The sequence below is a fragment of the Nonomuraea coxensis DSM 45129 genome (assembly GCF_019397265.1).
Lineage (GTDB): Bacteria > Actinomycetota > Actinomycetes > Streptosporangiales > Streptosporangiaceae > Nonomuraea > Nonomuraea coxensis.
Genome location: NZ_CP068985.1, coordinates 384,477 through 400,596 on the forward strand (window position 1 = coordinate 384,477; position 16,120 = coordinate 400,596).

Genomic DNA, 16,120 nt, shown 5'->3' on the forward strand with positions numbered 1-16,120 from the left:
GACGTCATGCCCGGCCTCCTCAGCGTCAGAGAAACCTTGTCCCTACGATCGTCCTCCGCAGGTGGGCGAGTCGCAATACCTCTCGCGCGGAAGTTTTGATTTTCTTGCGCGCGACTTGCGGTGCAAGTTGCACAAGGCCGATCCGATCCGTGCTCCCTCCTTGCTCCTAAGCTCTCTCCGTGACAGCCTTCTGGCAAGGGCACGCGGCACTGCACGTGCAACTTGCATGTACGATTGTGGGAACGGCCCAGAACGCCGTCCCGGAAACGATCCCCGCCGGTTACACCTTCCTTCCGGACAAGGAGAGCGGACGGTGCCATCGCAGCAGGGCAGCCCGACGGTACGCAGACTCCGGCTCGGCCAGGAGCTGCGTTTGCTGCGTGAGCGTAACAAGCTCACGGGAGCCAAGGCCGCCAAGGAGCTCGGCTGGTCGGCCAGCAAGGTCAGCCGCATCGAAGCCGCCCGTACGATGCCCAGCGCCGACGACATCAAGGCGCTGGTGCAGCTTTACGGCGTCGATGGGGGCAAACTTGACGAACTCATCGGCCTGTTGCGGGATGCGGAGCAGCGCGGCTGGTGGGAGGATTACGAGGAAAGCCTGCCCCAGGAATACACAAGATTCCTTGGGCTGGAGGCGGAGGCGATCTACCAGCGATCATGGGAACCCCAGATCGTGCCGGGCCTCCTGCAGACCGAGGACTACGCGCGGGAGGTCATCCTGGCCACCCGGGGCATCGCGCGCATCACGCACAGCGGTGTCCGCAGCCGCGTCGAGGCCCGCCTCGACCGGCAGCGTCGCGTCCTGCACCGCACGGAGCCGTGCCGGCTCACGGTCGTGCTCGACGAGTCGGTGCTCCTGCGCCGCTTCGGCGAATACTCGGTGATGCGCGAGCAGATGGAGCATCTGCTGGAGATCTCCATGCTTCCGCACGTGAAACTGCACGTCCTGACCCTGGACTCGGTGCATCCGGTCAACACCGGTACTTTCATTCACCTGCAGTTCGCGGCATTTGACGATGTTGTTTATCTGGAACAGCTGTACACTGCCGATTTCGTCGAGGACCTCGAACGCGTGGCCGGATATGAGACAGCCTTCGAGCACATCAGATCGGAGGCTCTGGACGAGGACGAGTCACGTGTTCTCATCCAGCACAAGGCCATGGTGTGGCGACGGTGACGACGACCACCTCAACAAGGGGCAACGACGCCCCTTCAGCTATTTGGGGAGATAATGCACAACCACCTTTCCAAGGCGGCTTGGCGGAAGAGCACCTTCTGCAATGGCGCAGACGCGTGTGTCGAGGTCGCGCCCCTGTCCGACGGCAACGTCGCGCTGCGTGACAGCAAGGTGCAGGACGGCCCCGTCCTCGTGTTCACTCCCGCCGAGTGGGCCGCGTTCACCTCCGGTGTCCGTGAGGGCGAATTCGACCTGTCGACGCTCGCCGGCGCCTGAGAAAGGAAACGGCCCGGCGACGTTGATGACGGCAACAGCGCAGGGCCGCTCCCCGCGGGGTCCTTCTGGACCGCGGCTTTGGTTTTCGCAGACATCATGACACACGATCACGCCGGATGATCAAGCCAGTCCCCCCTTTGCTCCGGCGGGCGACAAGACGTCTTACCAGATCTTTTTCCACCGGCCTTCATGGGCCGGAAGAAATGCGCCGCGCGGCTCGCGCGGCGCATTTTTTTGCGCCCAGGGCTCCGGCTCGGGACCGCGCGCCGGCTGCCTGGGCCGCGCCGCCCGTCCTCGCGTCCGCCCGCCCCAGCACGGCCGCCTCCCCGTAGCATGCCCCCGGCCGTCGTGGGCATGGTCAAATTGCTGCGATTTGCCTGGTAATGACCCCCGCATGGCATGCTCGATCCCTGAATGTCAGGATTCGAGCGGAAGTGCGGCAGATGAGACTCCCCCGTGCCCTCCCCCTGTTCGCCGCCGTCGCGTCGGCGGTCTCGCTGGCCGCCTGCTCCTCGGCGCCGGACAAGGAACTGCAGGCCAAGCAGGCGGACCAGCAGGCGGCGGTGTCGCCGACGAAGAAGCCGACGCCGCAGAAGCGGCCGTACACGATCTCGTTCGGCGGGGACGTGCACTTCGAGGGCATCCTGCGGCCCCGGTTGTCCAACCCGCGCACCGCGCTCGGGCCCATCGCGAACGTCCTGCGCCAGGCCGACCTCACCATGGTCAACCTGGAGACGGCGATCACCACGGCGGGGACGCCCGCGCCGGGCAAGCAGTTCACCTTCCGCGCGCCGGCCAGCGCGTTCACCGCGCTCAAGTCGGCCGGCGTGGACGTCGTGTCCATGGCCAACAACCACGGCATGGACTACATGGAGAGCGGGCTCGCCGACTCGCTGGCCGCGATCAAGCGCAGCAAGTTCCCCGTGGTGGGCATCGGCAAGGACGCGGCGGAGGCGTACAAGCCGTACAGGAAGACCGTGAACGGCAACCGGGTGGCGATCATCGGCGCCACGCAGGTGCTCGACTCCGAGTTCATCCAGGCGTGGACGGCCACCGCGGACAAGGGCGGCCTGGCCTCCGCCAAGGACGAGGCCGCGCTGCTGCGGGCGGTGCGCCAGGCGCGCAGGAACTCCGACACCGTGATCGTCCACCTGCACTGGGGCACCGAGATGCAGAAGTGCCCGAACGAGGCGCAGCTCTCCCTGGCTCCCAAGCTGGTCAAGGCGGGCGCCGACGTCATCGTCGGCGGCCACGCGCACATCCTGCTCGGCTCGGGCTACCTCGGGAACGCCTACGTCAACTACGGCATGGGCAACTTCGTCTTCTACAACTCCAATCCGTCCACCACGGGCCGGACCGGCGTCTTGACCCTCACCATCAACGGCAGGAAGGTGCTGAAGGACCGCTGGACCCCGGCCACCATCCAGGGCGGCGTCCCGGTGCCGATGACGGGGGCGGCGAAGACCCAGGCGCTGACGGACTGGAAGGCGCTGAGGTCCTGCACCGGCCTTTCCGCGCGGCCCTAGGCGATCTATATTTCGGACGGAGCGTCCAATAGGGGGTCGCGATGCGGCAGGTCGAGTCCGGCGACGTACGGCTGGCGGTCTACGAGGACGGCGACCCCGCCGATCCGGCCGTGCTGCTCCTCCACGGATATCCGGACACGCACCGCGTCTGGGACGAGGTCGCGGCCCGGCTGTCCGGCCGCTTCCACGTGGTGCGCTACGACGTACGCGGCGCCGGGGACTCGTCCGCGCCCCGCGATCCCCGCGACTACGGCCTCGACCGCCTGATGGACGACCTGCGGGCGGTGCTCGACGCGGTGGCGGGCGGGCGGAGGGTCCATCTGGTCGGCCACGACTGGGGATCGGTGCAGGGGTGGGAGGCGGCCGGGCGGGCCGGGCTGCGCGAGCGGCTGGCCTCGTTCACCAGCCTCGGCGGGCCCGGGACCGGGCACCTGGCGGACTTCGCCCGGCACGGCGGGCGGCGGGACCGGCTCGCGCAGCTCGCGCGGTCCGCCTACATCGGGGTCTTCCTGACGCCGGTCGTGCCCGAGCTGGCCTGGCGCTCGCTCGTGCCACGGCTGCTGGCGCGGCGGCTGCGCCGCGAGGGCGCGCCCCCGAGGGACGGCCATCCCGCCCCCACCCTCGTACGTGACGCGCGCAACGGCCTCTGGCTCTACCGGGCGAACCTGCGGCGCCCCGGCCCCGCGGAGCCGCCCGTGATCGACCTGCCCGTGCAGCTCGTCGAGGCCGCGCACGACCCCTTCCTGACCTCGGCGCTGGCGGGCTGGTGCGAGCGGTGGACGCCGCGGCTCTGGCGGCGCGCGATCGACGCCGGGCACTGGGCGCAGCGCGGCCGTCCTGACACGGTGGCGAAGGTGATCGCCGAGTTCGTCGCGCACGTCGAGGGCGCGCCCCCGTCGCGGGAGTTGCGCCGGGCGCGGGCGGGGGCCGCGCGCCGGGCGTTCGCCGACCGGCTGGTGGTGGTCACCGGCGCCGGGTCGGGGATCGGGCTGGCGACGGCGCGGGCGTTCGCGGCGCACGGGGGAGAGGTGGTGTGCGCGGACGTGGACGGGGCCGCCGCGGCGCGGGCGGCCGAAGGGATCAGGAAGGAACTCGGGGGCACGGCGTGGGCCGTGCAGGTCGATGTGGCGAATGCCGATCAGATGGCTGATTTTTCGCGAAATATCATTGCGGAATATGGAGTGCCGGACATTGTGGTCAACAATGCCGGGATCACCGTCGCCGGTCCCATTCTCGATCACACCGTCGAGCACTGGCGCCGCACCCTCGACGTCAATCTCTGGGGCGTCATTCACGGCTGCCGGCTGTTCGGGGCCGCCATGGTGGCGCGCGGGCAGGGCGGGCACCTCGTCAACGTCGCGTCCCTGGCGGCGTTCACGCCGACGCGGCTGCTGCCGGCGTACTCGGTGTCCAAGGCCGCCGTGAAGGCGCTCAGCGACAGCCTGAGGGCCGAGCTGGCGGGGCACGGGATCGGGGTGAGCGTCATCTGCCCGGGGTTCGTGTCCACGCCCATGGCCGAGCACACCACCTATGTCGGCGCGGACCGCAAGGACCTCGCCGTGCGGTGGCTCGCGCGCCGCAGGTATCCGGCCGAGCGGGTGGCCGCCCACATTCTGCGGGCCGTGGACCGTAATGAGGCGGTCGTTCCGGTCAACCTGGAAGCCAGAACAGGTTATGCGCTCTCCCGGATTTCGCCCCGGCTGACGCGGGTGCTGGCGAGGCTGAGGTGACGAGCGAGAAATCCAGAAATTTTCCAACTAACGATCGCTCCCACAGGAGAAGATGAATCCGTGTCTTCGCCGCAAATTGAGAACGATTGCTCCCAGCCTCCCGCCCTGAGGCGGCGGCCCGCGCAGCGCCGCAGCGCGCGCCGCGTCGAGCGCATGCTCGACGCCTGTGCCGAGCTGCTCGACGAGTCCGGCTACGAGGCCCTGTCCACCACCCGCATCGCGGAGCGGGCGGGCGTGGCGATCGGTTCGGTCTACCAGTTCTTCCCCGACAAACGGGCCATCACCCAGGAGCTCACCCGGCGCAACGTCGAGGAGTTCGTCCGCCGGGTGGACCGCCGCTTCCTGGAGGAGGACTACCGCGGGTGGTGGGAGGCGGTCGACGCCATCATCGACGTCTACGTCGACATGCACCGCTCGGTCGCCGGCTTCAAGAGCCTGCACTTCGGCGACGCCGTCGATCTCAACCTGCTCGACTCCGACTCCGAGAACAACACGGTCATCGCCGGCCGCCTCCGGGGGCTGTTCCTGACCGAGTTCGGCCTCGCCGACGACCCGCGGCTGGACGTGTCGGTGCTGGCGGCGGTCGAGGCCGGCGACGCGGTGCTCAAGCTGGCCTTCCGCCGCCGCCCCGACGGCGACCCCGAGATGATCGAGGCGGCCAGGCAGCTCATCCGCGGCTTCCTGTCGCGCCAGCTCAGATCGTGGTCGCCCACCCTCTGAGCCAGGACTACTCGCCCGTCACGGCGTGCTCGACGTCCTGGAGCAGGCCGGGCAGCCAGTCGGACGCGGCCTCGCCCGGCTGCCGGCGCCCGGCGTGCTCCTCGCGCCCCAGGGCGCTGGCGGAGAACTCCTGCAACTGCGGCGTGGACGGCGTGCGCAGGCAGGGCACCGAGTACGACACCGGCCGCGCGTCCCTCGCCTCACGGAGCTGCAGCCGTGCCTCCAGCGCCCGCAGGTTGCGCTCCGCGGCCTCGATGGCCTCCATCCGGGCCGTCAGATAGCCGGCGACACCGGGCACCAGAGCCGACAACACGACCACACACGCCAGCGCGAAGGTCGTCTGCTTGGACATGCCCATGACAGCCCCTTCCGCTCGCGAGGACGCAAAGCAATCCGTTTATCCCCCTTGAGCAGCGCCAACACGCGGAGCGTGAGCAGAATTTACCGTTGGGTGAGCGAAATCCCGACCGACCCGCGATGCGCATTGACCGGGCAAAGGCGCACGTGGCTCGGTAGTCTCGCGGTGTGGCGCATGTGACCCGTGAGCACCTTGATCGTCTGCTTGAGCAGGCCCTTCTGGCCGACGACCACGATTCCCTGGCCAGTCGGCTCTACGATGTCGCGCTCGGATATTCGTCGGGCGACGTCTCCAGGGCGTCCATCCTGGTCCTCGCCGCCGAGGAGTGGCGGGCGGCCGGACAGCCCGCGCGCGCGATGGAGTGTTTCCAGCGCGCACTCGAGGACGGCGGCGAGACAGGCTTCGACCCGCGTGCCGGCATCGCCGACACGCTCTTCGAGCTCGACCGGCCGGATGAGGCGAGGGAGGTCATCGAGACGATACGCGCGGAGGGCGGCGTCTCCACGGCGACCGCCCACACGATCGCCGAGACGCTGGTCGCGTACGGAGATCTCCAGGGTGGTCTGGAGTGGGCGACCCAGGCCGCGCTGGGATCCGACGAGAGCGACCCGGAGCACGATGCGGCGCTGCGTACGCGCTACCGCATCAGGGTCGATCTCGGCCTGCCCGAGGACGAGCTGGACGCGCTCACCCACTGACGACCCGCCCTGAGCGAGGGCGGGCCGCCGGGATCGGCGTGTGCACCGTTCCAGGTGCGCACGCCATTCCGCCGTGCCCGGAGGGAGGCCCGGGCGCCGGGACGGAGGGGTCAGTGGAGGCCGAGGCCCTGGACGAGGCCGGTGAGGCCGGCCAGGCCGGCATCGTGCCCCGGCAGCACCGTCGAGCCGTCGAGGTCGCCGAGCGCCCGCGGCAGCAGCTCGCCGATGACCTGCGAGCCCACCTCGCCCACCGGCTGCCGCACCCCGATCGGGTCCGCCGGGGTGATGGCGATCCTGTCCTGCGGCCGGGCCGCGCCGCCCGGCTTCGGCTCCCCGGCGACGCGCCCGCGCGGCGTCGTCCCCGGCGGGGCGGGCACCTGGGGCAGCGTCGGCAGGGCGGCGACGTGCGCCGCCGTCGACAGGTCCCGCATCCCGGCCGGTCCTGACGCGGCCTGCGAGGACCGCGGGGAGGCGGAGGTCAGGGACGGCATCCCCCAGCTGGCGGGCACGCCGCCGAGATCGACCTTGCCCGGCAGCGAGCCCTCCGCGGACAGGCCGGCCAGCCCGAGCTGCCGCGCCAGCCGCCCCGCCGCCATGGCCAGGTGGTTCACCTCCGGGGCGAGCTGCGCCGCGCCCGGGACGTCGTCCGGCCGCAGCTCCACCTGCCCGGCGCAGCCGAGGAGGCCGCTCGTGACGCTCGCGCCGCAGGCGTCCGCCCCCGTGGGGCCCGCGGCGAACCAGCTCACACCCGCGGCCAGCGCGGCCAGCGTGGCCGTCGCGACGATGGTCCGGAACTTGTGGGACGTCACGTGCACGCCTCCCTGGTCGTTGTCGGTCGTCTGACGAACGCCGAAGCTAGCCCGCCGGGAGGAGAGGCGTGCGGGGCTTGTCCGAAGGGTGGGGCGAACCTTACCGAGCGGGCCGGCCGATGACCTTGCCATGGGGACCCGTGCCGTGAGACGACGGAGCCCGGAACCCTACGGGGTCCCGGGCTCCGCGCGGACGTCAGGCCGCGCGCTGGACGAGCAGCTCGTCGTCGCCGAGCTCCACGGTCACCTTGTCGCCGTCGGCGACCTCGCCCGACAGCACGGCCTTGGCCAGCTTGTCGCCGATGGCCGACTGCACCAGGCGGCGCAGCGGACGGGCGCCGTAGAGCGGGTCGTAGCCGGTCAGGGCCAGCCACTCGCGGGCCGCCGGCGTGACCTCCAGCGTCAGCCTCCGGTCGGCGAGGCGCCGGCTCAGCCGCTCGACCTGGAGGTCGACGATCTGGGCCAGCTCCTCCGTGCCGAGGGCGTCGAAGAGGATCACGTCGTCGAGCCGGTTGAGGAACTCCGGCTTGAAGGCCGAGCGCACCGCCGCCATGACGGCGTCGCGCTTGGCGTCGTTCTCCAGCTTGGGATCGATGAGGAACTGCGAGCCGAGGTTGGAGGTGAGGATCAGGATCGTGTTGCGGAAGTCGACCGTGCGGCCCTGGCCGTCGGTCAGCCGCCCGTCGTCGAGCACCTGGAGCAGGATGTCGAAGACCTCGGGGTGGGCCTTCTCGACCTCGTCCAGCAGCACCACGGTGTAGGGGCGCCGGCGCACGGCCTCGGTGAGCTGGCCGCCCTCCTCGTAGCCGACGTAGCCGGGAGGCGCGCCGACGAGCCGGGCCACGCTGTGCTTCTCGGAGTATTCGCTCATGTCGATGCGGGTCATCGCCCGCTCGTCGTCGAACAGGAACTCCGCCAGCGCCTTGGCCAGCTCGGTCTTGCCCACGCCCGTGGGCCCGAGGAAGAGGAACGAGCCCGTCGGGCGGTCGGGGTCGGCGATGCCGGCCCGGCTGCGGCGTACGGCGTCGGAGACCGCGCGCACGGCCTCCCGCTGGCCGATGAGCCGCCTGCCCAGCTCGTCCTCCATGCGCAGCAGCTTGGCCGTCTCGGCCTCCAGCAGCCGCCCGGCGGGGATGCCGGTCCACGACGAGATCACCTCGGCGATGTCGTCGGCCCCGACCTCCTCCTTGACCATGGCGTTCTCCGGCTGCTCGGCCTCGGCGGCGGCCTTGAGCGCCTGTTCGAGCCGCGGCACCTCGGCGTACATCAGCCGGGAGGCGGCCTCGAAGTCGCCGTCGCGCTGGGCCCGCTCGGCCGCGCTCTTGGCCTCGTCGAGCTGCTTCTTCAGCTCGCCGACCTTGTTGAGCCCGGCCTTCTCCTGCTCCCAGCGGCCGACGAGGGCGTTGAGCTCCTCCTGGCGGTCGGCCAGCTCCTGGCGGAGCCGCTCCAGCCGCTGGACGGAGGCCTCGTCGGTCTCCTTCGACAGGGCCAGCTCCTCCATCTTCATCCGGTCGACGGCCCGCTGGAGCTGGTCGATCTCCACGGGACGGGAGTCGATCTCCATGCGCAGCCGCGAGGCGGCCTCGTCGACCAGGTCGATCGCCTTGTCAGGGAGGAAGCGGTTGGTGATGTAGCGGTCGGACAGCGCGGCGGCGGCGACCAGCGCGCCGTCGGAGATCTGCACCTGGTGGTGGGCCTCGTAGCGGCCCTTCAGTCCGCGCAGGATCGCGATGGAGTCCTCGACCGTGGGCTCACCCACGTAGACCTGCTGGAAGCGGCGCTCCAGCGCCGGGTCCTTCTCGATGCGCTCGCGGTATTCGTCGAGCGTGGTCGCGCCGATCATGCGCAGCTCGCCGCGGGCCAGCATGGGCTTGAGCATGTTGCCCGCGTCCATGGCGCCCTCGGCCGCGCCCGCGCCGACGACCGTGTGCAGCTCGTCGATGAAGGTCACGACCTGCCCGTCGCTCTCCTTGATCTCGGAGAGCACGGCCTTCAGCCGCTCCTCGAACTCGCCGCGGTATTTCGCGCCCGCGACCATCGCGCCGAGGTCGAGCGAGATGAGCCGCTTGCCGCGCAGCGACTCCGGCACGTCGCCGGCCACGATGCGCTGGGCCAGGCCCTCGACGACGGCGGTCTTGCCGACGCCGGGCTCGCCGATCAGCACCGGGTTGTTCTTGGTGCGCCGGCTCAGCACCTGCACCACGCGGCGGATCTCGGTGTCGCGGCCGATGACCGGGTCGAGCTTGCCGCCCCGGGCGCGCTCGGTCAGGTCGACGCCGTACTTCTCCAGCGCCTGGTAGGTGTCCTCGGGCGTCTCGCTGGTGACGCGGGCGTTGCCGCGGACCTTCTCGAACGCGTCGAGCAGCGCCTGCGCGGTCGCCCCCTGCGCCTTCAGCAGGTCGGCGACCTGGCCGCCGTCGGCCGCGAGGCCCACCAGCAGGTGCTCGGTGGAGACGTAGAGGTCCTCGAGCCGGTTGGCGTGGTGGGCGGCGGTGTTCATGACGGTGAGGAGCTGGCGGGAGCTCGACGGAGCCCCCACGGTCGCGCCCTGCGCCTTCGGCAGCCCGGCCAGCAACTCTTCGGTACGGGTCCGCAACGCGCGCCAGTCGGCGCCGACGGCCTCCAGGAGCGGCACGGCGGTGCCGCCCGTCTGCGCGAGCAGGGTGGTCATCAGGTGAGCCGGGGCGATCTCGGGGTTGCCCTCCGCGGCGGCGCGCCGCATGGCTCCCGAGAGCGCCTCCTGGCTCTTCTGGGTGAGCTTGTAGTCCATGTCGTTCTCAGGCCCCCGGTGGCAGCTCGTAGCGGATCAGCGCTCTCACCATGCGCATCTCGGCACGCAGGCGGTGAACCTCCTCGCGCAGCCGCAGGGTCTCGTTCTCGAGCTCGAGAATCCGCTTGATGCCCGCGAGGTTGATGCCCTCCTCCTGGGAGAGCCGCTGCACCTCGCGGAGCTGGATGATGTCTCTTGTGGAGTAGAGGCGGCCGCGCCCGGCCGTACGGCCGGGGCTGACCAGGCCGAGCCGGTCGTACTGGCGCAGGGTCTGCGGATGCAGCCCGGACAACTGCGCGGCCACCGAGATCACATAGACGGGTGTGTCGTCGGACAGGTCGAAATAGTTGGCGTCCATCGGCTACTCGCTTCTGGCTCGCTGAATGAGGTCGGCGCGCGGGTCCTCGCCCGCGGTCGCGGTCTGGAACTCGCTGAGGAGCTCGCGCGACTTGTCGTCCAGCGTGTTCGGCACGAGCACCTCGACCGTGGCGAGCAGGTCGCCCTTGCTGCCGTCCTTGCGGGCCACGCCCCTGCCGCGCACCCGGAAGGTACGCCCGTTGGGCGTGCCCGGCGGGATGCGCAGCGTGACCGGCATGCCCTTGAGGATGGGCACCTTGATCTCGGCCCCCAGAGCGGCCTCCGTGAACGTCACCGGCACGGTGACGGTCAGGTTGTCGCCCGAGCGGCCGAAAACCGCGTGCGGCTTGACGTGGGTGTGGATGTAGAGGTCGCCCGCGGGGCCGCCGTTCTCGCCCGGCGCCCCCTTGGCCTTGAGCTTGACCCGCTGGCCGTCGGCGACGCCGGCGGGGATGCGGGCCTGGAGGGTGCGGGTGCTCTTGGCCCGGCCGCTGCCCTCGCACACGGGGCAGGGGTCGTCCACGATCAGCCCGCGGCCCTTGCAGTCGCGGCAGGGCTCGGAGAAGGCGAAGTTGCCCAGGTTGCGGCTGGCCGCGCCGGTGCCCTCGCAGGTCGGGCAGACCCTCGGGGTCGTGCCCGCCCGCGCGCCGGTGCCGGTGCACGCGGCGCAGGCGGCCGAGCTGGTCAGCCTGAGCGTCACCGTGGTGCCCTCGACCGCCTCGGTGAACGAGAGCGTGACCTCGGACTCGATGTCCTGACCACGCCGCGGCCTGGACGTGGTGGTGGTGCGGGTCGACGCGCCGCCACCGCGGTTGAACAGCCCGCCGAACAGGTCGCCGAGCCGCTCTCCGGCACCCCCCTGCTGCCCCTGCCCGGTGCCCCCGAACAGGTCGCCGAAGTCGAACGAGAACCCGCCGGCCCCCGGCCGCTGGCCGCCCACCCCGGAGCCGAACAACGTCCGCGCCTCGTCGTACTCCTTGCGGCGCTTGGTGTCGGACAGGACGTCGTACGCCTCGGAGACCTCTTTGAACTTGGCCTCTTTGGCGGTGTCGCCCTGGTTGCTGTCGGGGTGGTATTGGCGGGCCAGCTTGCGGTAGGCCTTCTTGATCTCGTCGGCGGTCGCGGTCTTGGGCACACCAAGGACGGCGTAGTAGTCCTTCTCCAAGTAGTCCTTGGTGCTCATCTACGGCCCTTCGTCCTCGTCAGCTTTCGTCTTCGGTCTCACCCAGGCCGCCCGCGGCGGGCTCCTGGGGTTCGGCGGGCTCGGCCACGGCCACCCGCGCCGGCCGCAGGACGCGCTCGCCCATGCGGTAGCCGGGCTGGAACACCTCGACCGCGGTGGGCTCGCTCACGTCCTCGGAGTAGCTGTGCATCAGCGCCTCGTGGACGGTCGGGTCGAAGGGGTCGCCCTTCTGCCCGTAGGCGGTGAGGCCCAGCTTGGTGAGCGTCGCCTCCAGCGACTCCGCCACCTTCGCGAAGCCGCCGGTGAGCTCACCGTGCTCGCGGGCGCGGCCGATGTCGTCGAGCACGGGCAGGAGCTCGGTCAGCGCACCCGCCACCGCCTGCTCCCTGACCGCGGCGCGGTCGCGCTCGACGCGCTTGCGGTAGTTGACGTATTCGGCCTGGAGCCGCTGCAGGTCCGCGGTGCGCTCGGCGAGCTGGGAGGCCAGCTCGCCGTCGCCGGCGGCGGGACCGGCGGACGGGGCCTCGGCGGGCTGCTCGGCCGTCTCCTGGGCGGCGTCGGGCTCGCGGGGCAGGCCCGTCTCCGGGTCGATCTTGCGGTTGTCGCGGATCACCGGCTCCTCGTGCCCGTTGTCACGCGGCGGCATCACTTGTCCTTCTTCGGCTCGTCGTCGACGATCTCGGCCTCGACCACGTCCTCGTCGGCCTTCTGGCCCTCACCGGCCGAGGCGTCCTGCGGGGCGCCCTCGGGACCGGCCTGCTGGCCCTGGCCGGCGGCGTAGATCGCCGAACCCATCTTCTGGCTGACCGTGGCGAGCTTCTCCGCCGAGGTGCGGATGACGTCGGTGTCGGTGCCCTCCAGAGCCTTCTTCAGCTCGGCCAGGGCGTCGTTGACCTCGGTCTTGATGTCGCCGGGGACCTTGTCGTCGTTCTCGCGGAGGAACTTCTCCGTCTGGTAGGCGAGCCCGTCGGCGTTGTTGCGGACCTCGGCCTCCTCGCGGCGCTTCTTGTCCTCCTCGGCGTAGGACTCGGCCTCGCGCATCATGCGCTCGATGTCGTCCTTGGGCAGCGCCGAGCCGCCGGTGATCGTCATCGACTGCTCCTTGCCCGTGCCCAGGTCCTTGGCGGAGACGTTGACGATGCCGTTGGCGTCGATGTCGAAGGTGACCTCGATCTGCGGGATGCCGCGCGGGGCCGGCGCGATGCCGGTGAGCTCGAAGGTCGCGAGCTTCTTGTTGTAGGCGGCGATCTCGCGCTCGCCCTGGAAGACCTGGATCTGCACCGACGGCTGGTTGTCCTCGGCCGTGGTGAAGACCTCCGAGCGCTTGGTGGGGATCGTCGTGTTGCGCTCGATGATCTTGGTGAAGATGCCGCCCTTGGTCTCGATGCCCAGCGACAGCGGGGTCACGTCGAGCAGCAGGACGTCCTTGACCTCGCCCTTGAGCACGCCGGCCTGGAGAGCGGCGCCGATGGCGACGACCTCGTCAGGGTTGACGCCCTTGTTGGGCTCCTTGCCGCCGGTCAGCTCCTTGACCAGCTCGGTCACGGCGGGCATGCGGGTCGAGCCGCCGACGAGCACCACGTGGCTGATGTCGGAGACCTTGATGCCGGCGTCCTTGATGACCTGGTGGAACGGGCCCTTGGTCCGCTCGAGCAGGTCGGCCGTCAGCCGCTGGAACTCCGAGCGCGTGAGCTTCTCGTCGAGGTGCAGCGGGCCCTCGGAGGAGGCCGTGATGTAGGGCAGGTTGATGCTGGTCTCGGACTGGCTGGACAGCTCGATCTTGGCCTTCTCCGCTGCCTCGCGCAGGCGCTGGAGGGCCATCTTGTCCTTGGACAGGTCGACGCCGTGAGCGTTCTGGAAGCGCTTGACGAGCTCGTCGACGACGCGCTGGTCCCAGTCGTCGCCGCCCAGGTGGTTGTCACCGGAGGTGGCCTTGACCTCGACGAAGCCGTGGCCGTCCTCGGAGCCGACGTCGAGCAGCGACACGTCGAAGGTGCCGCCACCGAGGTCGAAGACCAGGATCGTCTGGTCCTGCTCCTTGTCGAGGCCGTAGGCGAGGGCCGCGGCGGTCGGCTCGTTGATGATGCGGAGCACGTTGAGGCCCGCGATCGTGCCGGCCTCCTTGGTGGCCTGCCGCTGGGCGTCGTTGAAGTAGGCCGGGACGGTGATCACCGCGTCGGTGATCTTCTCGCCCAGGTAGGCCTCGGCGTCCTGCTTGAGCTTCTGCAGCACGAAGGCGCTGATCTGCTGCGGGGAGAACTTCTTGCCGTCGATCTCCTGGGACCAGTTGGTGCCCATCTCGCGCTTGACGGAGCGGATGGTGCGGTCCACGTTGGTGACGGCCTGGCGCTTGGCGACCTCGCCGACCAGGACTTCGCCGTTCTTCGCGAAGGCGACCACGGACGGCGTGGTCCGCGAGCCCTGCGCGTTGGCGATGACGGTGGGCTCACCGCCCTCGAGGATCGAGACGACGGAGTTGGTCGTCCCAAGGTCGATACCTACCGCACGTGCCATGAGTACGTCCTTGTAGTCAAAGTTGAGTCGGTCGGACTCAAGCTATGGGTTTGTGTCGTCTTTGTCAAACGACTTGAGCCTACTCGACTCAACCCTTGTGAGCGCGCCCGCATTCCCGATCCTGCCCCACAATTCCGCGTCGCGGCGCGGACGCGAGAGATCAGCCGACTGGAGTGTTCAGGTCGGTCTGGATCTCGGTGGGGGTGAGGGCGCGGTTGTAGAGGCGGACCTCGTCGATGAGGCCGGCGAAGTACTCGCCCCACAGGCTGTTGCCGCCGATGCGGAGGACGCCGTTGTCGGTGCGGATGGCGCCGGTTTTCGGGGTTTGGGCGACCTGGGTGCCGTTGACGTAGAGGCGCAGGGTGGTGGCGTCGTACGTGGCGGTGAGGTGGGTCCAGGTGTTCAGGGGAAGCTGGCTGGGGGCGCCGATGTCGGCGGTGGTGGTGGTGAAGATGGCGGTGTGCGGGCGGTTGGTGTCGCTGCCGGCGGTCAACGTGTAGGCCTCGCCGCCTGCGTGCTGTACGGCGCGGTGTGGGCGGCGGCGCCGGCGGCGTACAGGCTCTCGCAGAGCGTCAGGTCGAGGTTGTCGTAGCCGCCCTGGCGGCCGGGGCCCTCGTAGCAGGGCCAGCCGAAGTTCGTGACGCCGGCGGTGGGGTTCACGACCCGGTTGATCTCCTCGACGGTGTTCCAGCCGACCTCGCCGAGCCAGATCTCCGAGGTGCCGGGGCGTACGGCCATGCGGAACGGGTTGCGCAGGCCGTGGGCGACGACGCGGGCCGCGTTGGGGTCGGGGCTCGCGGCGCCGGGGTTGCCGGCGGCCGCCGCCCCCGTATCCGGATTTATCCGGATCAGTGAGCCGTCGAGGCCGGCCGGGTCGCCGTTCGTCCGCACGTCCTGCGAGCGCAGCGCCCCGCCCTCGGCCGACGGCGGCGACAGGGCCGTGCCGACCGGCGACGGCGGGTCGCCGCACGGGTTGTCCGGGGTGACGTCGGAACCGGTCAGGTTGTCCTGGCCGTAGTCGGCGAAGTTGAGGCTGGCGCCGTCGCCCGCCGAGGCGTACAGCGCGCCGTCCGGGCCGAAGCGCAGGTCGCCGACCGAGTGGCTCGGATGCTGCTGGCACCAGTCGGTGATCAGCGGGGTCTCGGCCCCCGTGGGGGAGACGACCGACAGGCGGCCGGTGACCAGGCAGCCGTCGCCGGTCGCGCCCGGCGGGGTCGGGCACGGGTCGTCGCTCGCGCCCGCCGTCCCCCAGCGCGGCGCGGTCCCGCCGGGCACGGTGTCGCGGGTGTAGAGGACGTACAGGCGCGGATCGGCGGGGAAGTCCGGGTGAGCCCGCTGAGCATGGTCTGCCGCTGGAACGCGGGCGGCAGCGCCCCCGCGGGCGGGCTCGCCAGCGCGATCCAGCCGGCGGGGACGAGCAGGAGAGCGGCGAGCGCACGGCCGAGTCGTCTCACGGGAACCCCCTGGGCGGAACGACGTCACCCTCGACGCCCCCGCGCCTTCGGTGCCTGATCGATGTATCGCAAGTAATCGATCAGTTGTCAGCAGGGGTGTCCGCTCTTGGACACGGACCGCTCGGCTCAGCTCTTGGCGCCGTCCACGAGCACACGCTTGCCCAGGGCCTTCTTGAGCTTCACCGTGGTGGTCTTCTCGACGGCGATCATGATGCAGGAGGTGTTCCTGGCCTTGGGCGCGGTGCCCTCGTACAGGGTGATCGTGACCTTCTTCGTCGTCTCCTTGACCTTGACGCGGTCGAGCACCGTGCACGGCGCGACGCCCGACCACCAGGTGAGCTGCACCTTCTTGCCCTTGGAGACCGGCTTGGCCTTGGTCCAGCGGACCTTGTGGACGTTGATCGCGTTCCCGGTCGGCTTGACCGGCTCGGGGCCTTCCGACGGCGACGTCGGGGCCGTGGTGACCGGGGTGACCTCGACCGCCGGCGGCGGGGTGGGGGTCACGGAGGCGGAGGACGCGGCCGGTCGCGTGGCCGGCGCGGTGGCAC

Annotated in this window: 15 protein-coding genes and 1 pseudogene; 6 read left to right on the forward strand and 10 right to left on the reverse strand. The window is 70.5% G+C overall.

The features are described from left to right. Positions 1-313 precede the first annotated feature (313 nt). The 5 genes from Nocox_RS01835 to Nocox_RS01855 all read left to right on the forward strand — a co-directional run bounded on the left by Nocox_RS01835 (position 314) and on the right by Nocox_RS01855 (position 5,429). Positions 314-1,177 carry a helix-turn-helix domain-containing protein gene (locus Nocox_RS01835; protein ID WP_020542600.1) on the forward strand — a complete coding sequence of 288 codons (864 nt, stop codon included), beginning with the start codon at positions 314-316 and terminating at the stop codon, positions 1,175-1,177. 54 nt (positions 1,178-1,231) lie between these two features. Then, a complete protein-coding gene (locus Nocox_RS01840; RefSeq protein ID WP_020542601.1) occupies positions 1,232-1,453 on the forward strand; it encodes a DUF397 domain-containing protein in 222 nt (73 codons plus the stop codon). 443 nt (positions 1,454-1,896) lie between these two features. Further along, on the forward strand, positions 1,897-2,979 hold the full coding sequence (locus Nocox_RS01845) for a CapA family protein (protein ID WP_033408793.1): 1,083 nt from the start codon (positions 1,897-1,899) through the stop codon (positions 2,977-2,979). 41 nt (positions 2,980-3,020) lie between these two features. Then, complete coding sequence (locus Nocox_RS01850) at positions 3,021-4,709, forward strand: SDR family oxidoreductase (RefSeq protein ID WP_020542603.1); 1,689 nt, start codon at positions 3,021-3,023, stop codon at positions 4,707-4,709. Positions 4,710-4,862: 153 nt separating this feature from the next. Then, positions 4,863-5,429 carry a TetR/AcrR family transcriptional regulator gene (locus Nocox_RS01855; RefSeq protein ID WP_020542604.1) on the forward strand — a complete coding sequence of 189 codons (567 nt, stop codon included), beginning with the start codon at positions 4,863-4,865 and terminating at the stop codon, positions 5,427-5,429. Between the two features lie 7 nt (positions 5,430-5,436). On the opposite strand, the gene Nocox_RS01860 is transcribed toward Nocox_RS01855, so the two are convergent. Continuing rightward, the gene (locus Nocox_RS01860; RefSeq protein ID WP_157382969.1) at positions 5,437-5,781 is read right to left on the reverse strand and encodes a hypothetical protein; all 345 of its coding nucleotides are present in this window, start codon (positions 5,779-5,781) and stop codon (positions 5,437-5,439) included. A gap of 173 nt (positions 5,782-5,954) precedes the next feature. On the opposite strand from Nocox_RS01860, the gene Nocox_RS01865 reads away from it, so the two are divergent. Then, positions 5,955-6,485 carry a tetratricopeptide repeat protein gene (locus tag Nocox_RS01865; RefSeq protein ID WP_157382970.1) on the forward strand — a complete coding sequence of 177 codons (531 nt, stop codon included), beginning with the start codon at positions 5,955-5,957 and terminating at the stop codon, positions 6,483-6,485. A gap of 110 nt (positions 6,486-6,595) precedes the next feature. Here Nocox_RS01865 and Nocox_RS01870 read toward each other — a convergent pair whose 3' ends face one another. From Nocox_RS01870 to Nocox_RS01910, 9 genes and pseudogenes are all read right to left on the reverse strand, one after another. After that, positions 6,596-7,294: a hypothetical protein gene (locus Nocox_RS01870; RefSeq protein WP_026214218.1), complete on the reverse strand. Its 699-nt coding sequence runs from the start codon at positions 7,292-7,294 to the stop codon at positions 6,596-6,598. A 196-nt stretch (positions 7,295-7,490) separates the two neighbouring features. Continuing rightward, on the reverse strand, positions 7,491-10,064 hold the full coding sequence (clpB, locus tag Nocox_RS01875; protein ID WP_020542608.1) for an ATP-dependent chaperone ClpB: 2,574 nt from the start codon (positions 10,062-10,064) through the stop codon (positions 7,491-7,493). 34 nt (positions 10,065-10,098) lie between these two features. Then, a pseudogene (locus Nocox_RS01880) lies at positions 10,099-10,422 on the reverse strand (heat shock protein transcriptional repressor HspR); the annotation flags it as partial. A 3-nt stretch (positions 10,423-10,425) separates the two neighbouring features. Next, a complete protein-coding gene (dnaJ, locus tag Nocox_RS01885; RefSeq protein WP_020542610.1) occupies positions 10,426-11,604 on the reverse strand; it encodes a molecular chaperone DnaJ in 1,179 nt (392 codons plus the stop codon). Between the two features lie 19 nt (positions 11,605-11,623). After that, on the reverse strand, positions 11,624-12,250 hold the full coding sequence (grpE, locus tag Nocox_RS01890) for a nucleotide exchange factor GrpE (protein ID WP_020542611.1): 627 nt from the start codon (positions 12,248-12,250) through the stop codon (positions 11,624-11,626). Then, on the reverse strand, positions 12,250-14,118 hold the full coding sequence (gene dnaK, locus Nocox_RS01895) for a molecular chaperone DnaK (protein ID WP_020542612.1): 1,869 nt from the start codon (positions 14,116-14,118) through the stop codon (positions 12,250-12,252). Before dnaK ends, grpE begins: the two co-directional genes overlap by 1 nt. A gap of 160 nt (positions 14,119-14,278) precedes the next feature. Next, the gene (locus tag Nocox_RS01900) at positions 14,279-14,611 is read right to left on the reverse strand and encodes a LamG domain-containing protein (RefSeq protein ID WP_020542613.1); all 333 of its coding nucleotides are present in this window, start codon (positions 14,609-14,611) and stop codon (positions 14,279-14,281) included. Next, the gene (locus Nocox_RS01905) at positions 14,608-15,393 is read right to left on the reverse strand and encodes a PQQ-dependent sugar dehydrogenase (RefSeq protein WP_020542614.1); all 786 of its coding nucleotides are present in this window, start codon (positions 15,391-15,393) and stop codon (positions 14,608-14,610) included. Before Nocox_RS01905 ends, Nocox_RS01900 begins: the two co-directional genes overlap by 4 nt. Positions 15,394-15,698: 305 nt before the next feature. After that, entirely contained in the window at positions 15,699-16,076 is a 378-nt protein-coding gene (locus tag Nocox_RS01910) for a hypothetical protein (protein WP_020542615.1), read from the reverse strand. Positions 16,077-16,120: the final 44 nt, after the last annotated feature.

What these genes read in the sequence shown, in the direction of transcription:
- Nocox_RS01840 (WP_020542601.1), top strand. Translation starts at nt 1,232, where the DNA reads ATGCACAACCACCTTTCCAAGGCGGCTTGGCGGAAGAGCACCTTCTGC.
- Nocox_RS01845 (WP_033408793.1), top strand. Translation starts at nt 1,897, where the DNA reads ATGAGACTCCCCCGTGCCCTCCCCCTGTTCGCCGCCGTCGCGTCGGCG.
- Nocox_RS01850 (WP_020542603.1), top strand. Translation starts at nt 3,021, where the DNA reads ATGCGGCAGGTCGAGTCCGGCGACGTACGGCTGGCGGTCTACGAGGAC.
- Nocox_RS01855 (WP_020542604.1), top strand. Translation starts at nt 4,863, where the DNA reads ATGCTCGACGCCTGTGCCGAGCTGCTCGACGAGTCCGGCTACGAGGCC.
- Nocox_RS01860 (WP_157382969.1), bottom strand. Translation starts at nt 5,781, where the DNA reads ATGTCCAAGCAGACGACCTTCGCGCTGGCGTGTGTGGTCGTGTTGTCG.
- clpB (WP_020542608.1), bottom strand. Translation starts at nt 10,064, where the DNA reads ATGGACTACAAGCTCACCCAGAAGAGCCAGGAGGCGCTCTCGGGAGCC.
- dnaJ (WP_020542610.1), bottom strand. Translation starts at nt 11,604, where the DNA reads ATGAGCACCAAGGACTACTTGGAGAAGGACTACTACGCCGTCCTTGGT.
- grpE (WP_020542611.1), bottom strand. Translation starts at nt 12,250, where the DNA reads ATGCCGCCGCGTGACAACGGGCACGAGGAGCCGGTGATCCGCGACAAC.
- dnaK (WP_020542612.1), bottom strand. Translation starts at nt 14,118, where the DNA reads ATGGCACGTGCGGTAGGTATCGACCTTGGGACGACCAACTCCGTCGTC.